Origin of the sequence: Acidovorax benzenivorans (assembly GCF_028680575.1) — a bacterium.
Taxonomy (GTDB): Bacteria; Pseudomonadota; Gammaproteobacteria; order Burkholderiales; family Burkholderiaceae_C; genus Acidovorax; species Acidovorax benzenivorans.
In genome coordinates this window covers 18,696-28,325 of the sequence record NZ_JAPCKI010000028.1, presented here as the reverse complement: position 1 = coordinate 28,325, position 9,630 = coordinate 18,696, and the positions used below count along the sequence as shown (strand labels likewise).

At 52.9% G+C, this 9,630-nt stretch carries 7 protein-coding genes; 1 reads left to right on the top strand and 6 read right to left on the bottom strand.

Annotated features, from left to right (window positions below):
- Positions 1-363 precede the first annotated feature (363 nt).
- Genes OIN59_RS24815 through OIN59_RS24790 form a run of 6 tightly spaced genes read right to left on the bottom strand, consistent with a single transcriptional unit; the run spans position 364 to position 6,934 of the window.
- On the bottom strand, positions 364-1,872 hold the full coding sequence (locus OIN59_RS24815) for an Ig domain-containing protein (RefSeq protein ID WP_274114810.1): 1,509 nt from the start codon (positions 1,870-1,872) through the stop codon (positions 364-366).
- 27 nt (positions 1,873-1,899) lie between these two features.
- Entirely contained in the window at positions 1,900-4,035 is a 2,136-nt protein-coding gene (gene pilQ / locus OIN59_RS24810; RefSeq protein WP_274114808.1) for a type IV pilus secretin PilQ, read from the bottom strand.
- Complete coding sequence (locus tag OIN59_RS24805; RefSeq protein ID WP_407655145.1) at positions 4,032-4,577, bottom strand: pilus assembly protein PilP; 546 nt, start codon at positions 4,575-4,577, stop codon at positions 4,032-4,034. Before OIN59_RS24805 ends, pilQ begins: the two co-directional genes overlap by 4 nt.
- Positions 4,574-5,236, bottom strand: a complete 663-nt coding sequence (locus tag OIN59_RS24800; RefSeq protein ID WP_274114814.1) for a type IV pilus inner membrane component PilO — start codon at positions 5,234-5,236, stop codon at positions 4,574-4,576. Before OIN59_RS24800 ends, OIN59_RS24805 begins: the two co-directional genes overlap by 4 nt.
- A 1-nt stretch (position 5,237) precedes the next feature.
- Positions 5,238-5,858: a PilN domain-containing protein gene (locus tag OIN59_RS24795; RefSeq protein WP_274114804.1), complete on the bottom strand. Its 621-nt coding sequence runs from the start codon at positions 5,856-5,858 to the stop codon at positions 5,238-5,240.
- Positions 5,855-6,934, bottom strand: coding sequence for a pilus assembly protein PilM (locus OIN59_RS24790; RefSeq protein ID WP_274114802.1), 1,080 nt, complete (start codon positions 6,932-6,934; stop codon positions 5,855-5,857). Before OIN59_RS24790 ends, OIN59_RS24795 begins: the two co-directional genes overlap by 4 nt.
- Positions 6,935-7,202: 268 nt before the next feature.
- Between OIN59_RS24790 and OIN59_RS24785 the strand changes: the two genes are divergently transcribed.
- Positions 7,203-9,596, top strand: coding sequence for a penicillin-binding protein 1A (locus OIN59_RS24785; RefSeq protein WP_274114800.1), 2,394 nt, complete (start codon positions 7,203-7,205; stop codon positions 9,594-9,596).
- Positions 9,597-9,630 lie beyond the last annotated feature (34 nt).

The following is a 9,630-nucleotide window of genomic DNA, read 5'->3' as shown; positions in this document are numbered from 1 at the left end:
CACCATCGCCTGCTCGAACCCATCGGATACATCCCACCGGCAGAAGCTGAGGCAAACTACTACCGGCAACTCGCCAGTCAGGGCACCGAGGTGGTGGTCTGACTTAAACCAAACAGCCTCCTCGAAAACCGGGGCGATTCAGAAGTGCCTTGAGAGTTGTAAGCCAGCATCTTGACTGAGCAACACACTTCTGACAGATACGCATGTCACACCTATCGCCGATGAAATTCACCGAACGATAGTCGTCTGGCGTGGAATAGAGCAAAAAAAACCCCGGCTTAGCCGGGGTTTAGTCAAAGGGTTCAGATAAAAAGTGCCACCAGATGCGCAGCTATTGCACCGCGCAACCGGGGATCAAATCCATCAAGGGCAAGCGAGAGCAGGGGTGCTGCCGCTCACTACTGTGATGCTAAGTGTGCGGGTCACAGTAGCTGCCCCCTTCGTAGCCGTCACCAAGAACTGCCGGGCACCACAGTCCGCCACCGTAGGCTTACCGTTTAGTACACCAGCCGAGCCGGTGGTACCACTGGCCAACCAAGCGGGCAAGCTAGTAAAGGTCCAAGTCACATTGCTCACAGAGGACACAAATGAGTATGTGTAGTTGGCACCCACAGGGGCAGTTCCAATTGAACACACTGCGTTCGAATTGCAGTCTCCGATTGCAAAGTCTTCCGGCAGTCCACCCACCAGTTTCAGCCTAACAACTCCCGTGGCAGACACCTTGTTTTTGTCTGTCACAGTGACCGTCCCACGATACTCCCGCTCCTCTGCATCCTTACTAGGCTTTCCACTGAGCAGCCCGGAGCTCGAATCGACACTCAACCCAGCAGGCAAGCCAGTAGCCGACCAAGTGTAAGGGGGCAAACCTCCGCTCACCGTCAACAGCGAGGTAAAGGGGACTTCTTTGGTCACATCGCCCAAATCGACGTCAGCCAGCGTGGGAGGCAGCGTCAACGCTTCCAACACGGATACCGGGTAGATTGCAGTGATGGGGTCTGTAATGCCGTTGCTTACGTTGTTGTCAAAACGATCCGTCGACAGTTCCAAAAAGATTCGTCCAGTATCCACGCCACTGAGCAGTGCAAACGTCGCAACACCGCCAACAGTTGGCAACTGGAGCACGCTCCCACTCTGGGAACCAGATACTAAACGAGCACCCAGTGCCGCTTCCGTGCCGGAGAGAATACGGACCTGGACATTACCCCCAGACACGCTGGAGGCAGGCTGATTAGCATCATCCAAAACGAAAGCTTGAATGGCCATCTGTGACAAGAGGCCCTTAATATTATTCTTAGTACCAAGATATCCCGGTATTTGAGCCTCTAAACGAACACTCGCAGGCTTGCCCGTTGCTCCACCCACCGAAATATCAGCACTGGCAAATTTTTGTTGCTTATCGCGCGGATCTGTAACTGAGCAAACGATACGCGCAGTGCCGGCTTGGTCGGCCGACGAAAAGTGGAAGGAATTTCCACCAGAATTTGAACCTAAAGTGATACTGCGATAAGCATTCGGGACCTTAATCTTCCCCCCATTACCATCATCAACTTCTTTCTCGTGTTCAGCCTTCCCATCCAAGTAATACAGCGCACCAGTATCCAAGCCCGCCGCGAGGTTACAGCCAAATATATTCTCGCCTCCGGGAATTGGGAACCCCCCCTTGCGAGCATCCACATACACAGTAGTGCTATAAGGACTGTATACGCCAATACCAGGCTGAATTCCGGCCACATTCAAAGGCAATTGACTTTTTTCGGCTCGCAAGGTAATGGTATAAGATTCTTGCGTTTCACCAGAGCTCCCCCCGCCACCTCCACAAGCCGTTATAGCAACCGTCAATGCAATGGGTAAGAGTTTAAAATATTTCAACATTGGCCATCCTAACTAATATATCAAATTTCACCGATTCACGGTACGCTCGTTGATTACTTTAGGGCTAATAAATATCAACATCTCACGCTTAGTTGATTCCTTCGTCCTGTTTTTGAATAAATTACCAACCACAGGAACATCCCCGAGCAGAGGTATCTTATTTTCCTGATTGGTTTCTTCCATTTCAAAAATACCGCCAATCACAACAGTACCACCATTCTCAATTAAAATCTGAGTTTTGACGTGCTTGGTATCAATCGCAACCCCTTGCGTTGTCGTCTCACCACGACTGTCTTTATTCACATCCAGATCAAGAATAATATTACCCTCGGGAGTAATCTGCGGGGTAACCTCAAGTTTCAACACCGCCTTTTTGAACGCCAAGGTTGTGGCTCCATTCGGAGCAGTGACGGCATATGGATACTCCGTGCCTTGTTCGATAAGTGCTTTGGTCTGATCCGCTGTAATAATTCGTGGACTAGACACAATTCGACCTTTACCATCAGCCTCCATGGCCGAAAGTTCCAAAGTCAAAAATCTGTTGGCAGCAGAGTTGAATATCGACAACGCAAAGCTGCCAACACTGCTGACATTTGAGAGACTGGCAGGCAAATTCACAAAGTTGCCGCTAGTGCTGGTCGTTCCACCAGCGCCACTCGACGCCACCGCATTGCTGTAGGACGTGCCAAACGCTACACGGTTGTCCCCCCCAATGCCGTATCCCCCATCTCCACCTCGATTAGCTCGCAGGTCTGTTGCCCCCAAGCGTACCCCCAAAGATCTACCGAACGTATCACGCGCCTCAACAATACGCGCCTCGATCAAGACCTGGCGTACGGCTACATCCAGACTCGCTAATAAAAGACGAACCTCTTCAAGCTTACTTGCGGTATCCGTCACAAATAATTGATTGGTACGCGGCTCAGAAATTGCATTTCCACGTTCAGAAAGAAAGCGCGTGGAAGCCCCCCCCGTAGCTGCACCAGTCCCCGCAGTGAGTTGGGCGACGATGTCTGCTGCCTTAGCGTAGTTAAGTTGAAACGCCTGAGTTTTGAGTGGTTCCAGCTTCTGAATTGCCTGGACTGCCTCAAAATCCTTTTTTGTGCGAGCATCTATTTCATCTTTAGGAGCAATCCACAGCACGGACCCAGTCTTACGCATGCCAAGCCCCTTGGCATCCATGATAATTTGCAGAGCTTGATCCCACGGTACATCTTTGAGCCTGAGCGTGAGAGCACCAGTCACGGTATCAGATGTAACGATATTGAAATTAGTGAAGTCAGCAATTACTTGAAGGAGCGATCTCACTTCGATATTTTGAAAATTTAAGGAGAGCTTTTCACCCGAATAACCTGGGCCTTGAGTCAACTTACTCAGGTCAATTTTCTTCTGACGGATCTCGACGACAAACTGGTTGTCACTTTGATAGGCGCTATGCTCCCAATCACCATTGGATTCGATAAGCATTCGAACACGCTCACCATGCTGAGAAGTAGTCACCGTCTGTACCGGCGTGCCGAAATCAGTAACATCCAAACGCCGACGAAGTCCCTCTGGAATTGATGACTTCATAAAGTCTACAACAATTCCTTTGGTTTGCTGCTGCAAGTCGACACCAACTTGATTGCTTGCGAGATTGACGACTACCCTTCCGGCCCCATCCGAGCCACGGCGAAAATCAATATCCTTCAATGGAAGAATATCAGCATTCTGGCTTTCAGAAAATGCAATCGGTTGCGCATTTAGAGAAGAAGCATTGGCAACAGGATCCAAAAACAAATACAGTGTTTTCCCCTGCAAATCGACCCTGTATGACGCAGGCAATTTCAAATTCAAAACAACACGAGCTCGCTCTCCCGCCTGAACCACATTGACGGATTTCAAATTTCCAAAATTAATCTCAAATGCCGATTTTCCAGCAGCATTCACAGTCCCAGGAAAATCAAGGGCAATACGAGCGGGCGATTGCGTCGCAAAACCAGTTGGCGAAGAGAGTATCGGGTCTGAGAAGTCAATTTTTAATGTTTCAACTCCGCCCTGAACACTAGCAGAAACTGCGCTAATGGCCCCTTGCGCGAGAGCGCTAAAGGAGAGAAAAACAATCGAAACGCCAACAGCAGCGCTACGGCAGTGATTCAAGAAATTGCCACTATTATGTTTCATTTTTTACCCTCTTGCAGATCAAGCGACGCAAGTCGCTCTATCCAATCTCCGGTTGCATCTTGCGCTATCTCACGCAGCTGAATTGAACTCTCGGTAATTCGAACTACTTTTCCGTAATTCTGCCCAAGATAATTTCCGACCTTCACCTGATAAATTAAATTATCAACCTTGATCAGCGCAGTCGGTGCTCCAGATTTATTCAGACTTCCCACCATCGCCATAGAATCCAGCGGAAAAGCCTCCAGCGGCTCTTTACGACGAGCCATTTCCGGAGCAATCAGGGCCGCATTTGATGCAACCTGATTGGAATCGCGTTTCAGCGCCTGCGTCAATTTAACTTGATTGAACGGCTCTATTGCCCCATCTTGGGCATAAGGTTCGGGAATAAATTTCTTCGGTTCAGTCAATGGCTGAACACTTGGTTTGGTATTCGCCCGCTGCTCAGCCATCCAAACTCTCAACTCATCTTCCCCTGAAGGCCCGCAGCCAACAAGAATCACAGAGCTACAGACAAGAAGCATTCCAACGTAAGCTCTCATCATTTAGCTCCCCCGGCTTTCTTTTGCGCCTGAATTTCCTCGGGATCCAAATATCTGAAGGTGCGAGCCGTCGCATCCATCACCAGAGCATCGCGGGCCCCTGGTGTAATCGTCATATTGTTGAGTGTCACAATGCGAGACAGGTGCGCAATATCCGATGCAAAGGCACCAATATCATGATATTTTCCAGTCACCCGAATGGAAATAGGCAACTCAGCATAATAATCTCTCGCGACCACTTGACCAGGCCTAAAAAGCTCAAACTGGAGACTCCGCCCTAAGCCAGATTGATTGATATCTGAGAGCAGAGCAGCCATCTCCGCCTTGCTCGGAAGTTGTTTTTCTAGCTGTATAACATATTGCTGAATTTGCTCCCGCTGCTTCTTTAGCGCATCCAGACTCACAGCCTTAACGAGTTTTTTCTGGTAGTCGGCCCGCAAAGCCAACTCCTTGTTACGCTCGCCATCCAACTGCACTTCATAGTCTTGCAAAAATGCATACCATGAAACTGCGGCAACAGCACTTGCGATAAAGATACAAAGGATCACCTTCGGCAACACTGGCCAAACCGAAGGATCCTTAGTATCCAGATTCTTAAACTGCCGCTGAACAGCTTCCAACCGCTCTGCAACGCTTATCGACTTTTCTTTTGCTTTCGCCATCTCATTTACCCCCTGGCGAAGAAGCAGCAGCACTTGCGGCCGCTATGGACTTCTGGGCATCGCTAGCGCGGACCAACTGGAACCTCAAATTAAACGCAGAAACCCGTCGCTGATCTCGCTGACTCAGGGCCACCGTACTAGCAGTAATTTCCGCCAGTTCCGGCTTGGCAAGCCATGGCGTGTTACTTGCCAAATTGCGTAGCAACTCAGAGACACGTTCATTAGACTGCGCCATACCCTGCATCGAGATCGTCTGTCCAGCCTGCCGAATGGCCGTGACATACACCCCGTCAGGCAATTGCTTGACCAACTCGGTGAGCAAGTGAACGGGCAGGTTTCGGTCGGACTGAAGATCTTCCACGGCTTTCTGGCGCGCACGTAAAGCGGCGATCTCATCTTCAATCGAGGCAATTTCTTTAATCTGCCCTTCCAGCACCTTGATCTCCTGCTGGAGAAAGGCGTTCTTATTCTGCTGATCCGTGATCATGATCTGGAACCACCAGTAAATGGCTCCGGCAATGGCGAGCCCCAACAGAAACGATGCAAACATCGTCGCCTGGAATGCCTCCTTGCGGCGCTTACGCGCCTCCTCGCGGTGAGGTAAAAGATTGATCAGAATCACTGCAAGAACCTCCGCATAGCGAGACCGCAAGAGGTCAAGTACGACGGTGCTTCACGCACCATTTTTTTCAATCGCACGGAACTTCCGATTTCCATACCATCAAATGGATTGACGGCACTGCATGCAAACCCGGTTTGTTGGGTGACCGCCTCCGTGAGCCCCGGCAATGGGGCAGAACCACCTGCCAGCATGATGTGATCCACACGGTTATGCGGCGTGCTGGTGAAGAAGAATTGCAAGGCCCGGCCGATTTCTTGGGCCATGCTGTCCACAAACGGACGAAGGACCGCCGATTGATAGTCTTCAGGCAAATCACCGCTGCGCTTTTTGCTCTCGGCTTCTTCTATGGAAAAACCATACTGACGAACAATCAGTTGGGTGAGTTGCGCTCCGCCAAAGGCTTGATCGCGGTCATACAGAACTTCTTCGTTTCGAATCACCTGCATGCTGGTGGTCAAGGCGCCCACTTCAAAAAGCGCCACCATGGCGTCGATGCCCTTATTTGGCAACGCTTCAATCAGGCGCCCCGCAGCCAGGCGAGATGCATGAGACTCAATATCGACCACAACAGGCTTCAATCCCGCGGCTTCTGCCAAACCTTGCCTGTCTTGCACTTTTTCGCGACGGGAAGCCGCGATCAAAACATCAACGTCCCCCGGCGCGTTCTTACTCGGGCCAATGACGCAGAAGTCCAAGCTCACTTCATCAAGTGAAAACGGGATGTACTGATTGGCTTCAGATTCAACCTGAACCTCCAACTCCTGTTCTGTCATACCGCCGGGTAGCGTAATCTTCTTGGTGATCACGGCGGACGGAGGCAGGGCAAGGGCCACATTTTTGGTTCTGGTGCCGCTCTTTTTGACCAGCCGACGCAGTGCGTCCGCTACTTCGTCGAATTTTTCGATGTTGCCATCGGTGATCCAGCCTCGCTCCAGCGGCTCGATCGCGCAACGCTCTAGGACCAGACTGCCTGCCTTATCGCGCCCCAACTCCACCAGCTTGACACTGGAAGAGCTGATGTCGATTCCCAGCAGCGGAGCAGACTGGCGACTGAACAAAGACCCCATTGAGATCAAGATTGGTCCCCTGTAACTTGCCAAAATGAGGCAACAAAACTTAACACTTCACATGAATGCTATCAGTAAGATAGTTCTCCGGCAAAGATTTTTCCCCCTGTAACGTCCAAAGAGCGTTGCCAAAAGCAGACGAAATTTCTGGGTGTTGCAATACCACTTGGCCAGTACAGGAAGCCTTTCGGCGGCGTCTTGCCAAGTGCGAAATCGGATTTCGGCCCCCTTGTGGCGGACATTTTTATAATGGGCGGTCTTACCCCATCGGAGCGATATGCCGCCCTCTCCCTCGAAGTCCTCCGACAAATCGGATACCTCTCCTGCTCGCCCCCGGCCCGGTTGGCTTCGCTGGTTGGTTCGCATCACACTCTGGATCACGGGGCTGGCGGCTGCTGCAGCGGTAGGCCTGGCGCTCACGATTGCAGTGGCATTGTCAGTGGCCTACCCCAATCTGCCGGATATCTCTGACTTGGCGGACTACCGCCCCAAGTTGCCGCTGCGCGTGTACTCCGCTGAAGGGGCTTTATTGGGCGAGTTTGGTGAAGAGCGTCGCAACCTCACTCCCATCGCCGAGATTCCGCAGGTCATGAAAGACGCAGTGTTGGCGATCGAAGACTCTCGCTTCTTTCAACACGGTGGTGTGGACTACAAGGGCGTGCTGCGTGCGGGTCTCGCCAATTTAGGGCGTGTAAAAAGCCAGGGCGCATCGACGATCACCATGCAGGTAGCGCGCAATGTTTATCTGTCGTCAGAAAAAACATTTACTCGCAAGATTTACGAAATCTTACTAACATTCAAATTAGAGCACTTGCTGACCAAGGACCAGATTCTTGAGATATACATGAATCAGATTTTCCTTGGCAATCGTGCTTATGGTTTCGCCGCTGCGTCCGAGGCATATTTTGGCAAGCCGCTGAAATCCGTATCCATCGCCGAAGCAGCAATGCTTGCAGGGTTGCCCAAAGCCCCTTCGGCCTACAACCCGATCAGCAATCCCAAGCGCGCCCGCACCCGTCAGCAGTACATCATTGAACGGATGGAAGAAAACGGCTTTATCACTGCGCAGCAAGCCGAACAAGCCAAGAAAGAGGAGCTGAAAATCCGGACCGGGCCCGACAACACGCGCATCCATGCCGAATACGTTGCAGAGATGACCCGTCAGCTGATCTTTGCCCAGTATGGCAACGAGGCCTACACGCGCGGCCTCAATGTCTACACCACCCTCAATGCGGCGGAGCAAGAGGCTGCCTACGTTGCCTTGCGACGCGGGATCATGGACTATGAGCGGCGCCAGCAGTATCGGGGGCCAGAAAAGTTCGTAACGTTGCCCACAACAGCCCAGGAAGTGGAGGACGCCATTGATGACGCCCTCGCTAACCACCCCGACAACGGTGATGTGCTCTCTGCCGTGGTGCTGGAGGCATCCACCAAACGCATCCTGGCCGCTCGTGCCAATGGCGACTCGCTGGAGGTCACCGGCGACGGCCTCAAGCCTGCGCAGTCCGGCCTCAGCGACAAGGCGCCACCCAACATCAAGATCCGGCGCGGGGCTGTCATCCGCGTGGTCAAGACGCCCAAGGGCGCCTGGGAGATCACGCAACTGCCTGAGGTAGAAGGCGCCTTTGTAGCCCTCGACCCCCGCAATGGGTCCATCCGCGCACTGGTAGGCGGTTTCGACTTTGACAAGAACAAGTTCAACCACGCAGCGCAGGCCTGGCGCCAACCGGGCTCCAGCTTCAAGCCGTTCATTTACTCCGCAGCACTCGAAAAAGGCTTCACGCCTGCCACCGTGATCAACGATGCTCCACTGTTCTTCGACGCGGGTGTTACCGGGGGTCAGCCATGGGAGCCCAAGAACTACGACGGCAAGTACGACGGCCCCATGAGCATGCGCACCGGTTTGGCGAAATCCAAGAACATGATCTCTATCCGTATCCTGCAGGCGGTAGGACCTAAAACCGCGCAGGAATGGGTCGGAAGATTCGGATTCGACCCTGAAAAACACCCGGCATATCTGACCATGGCGCTGGGTGCGGGCTCGGTCACCCCCCTGCAAATGGCGTCTGCTTACTCTGTGTTTGCCAACGGAGGCTATCGCGTCAACCCCTGGCTGATCGCCAAAGTGACCGACCACAAGGGGCGGGTCATTTCAGAAATTACGCCCCCTGCACTCAATGAGCAACCCCGGGCTATCGATGCACGCAACGCCTTCGTAATGAGCAGCCTGTTGCAGGAGGTGACCCGCACCGGTACCGCAGCCCGAGCCCAGGCGACTCTCAAGCGCCCCGATCTTTATGGCAAAACCGGCACCACCAATGATTCAGTGGATGCGTGGTTCGCGGGGTTCCAACCCACCATCGCGGCCGTCACCTGGATCGGGTATGACACGCCGCGCAATCTGGGCAGCCGGGAAACCGGTGGCGGCCTCAGCCTGCCAGTGTGGATCAGTTTCATGGAGCGGGCGCTCAAGGGCGTGCCAGTGATGGAACCCACGGTGCCGCCTGGCGTCGTGAATGTGGGCGGCGAGTGGTTCTACGAGGAATACGCGCGCAACGCGGGTGTTTCGAGTGTGGGGGTGGATGATCGCTCTGCATCACCCGCTGTCGCGCCCCAAGCACCGCCGCCCTCCGAAGAGCGCAGTCGCATCTTGGATCTGTTCCGTAACTAAGCCTCTCCGCGCTCCACAGCGCGGTCCCCCACTG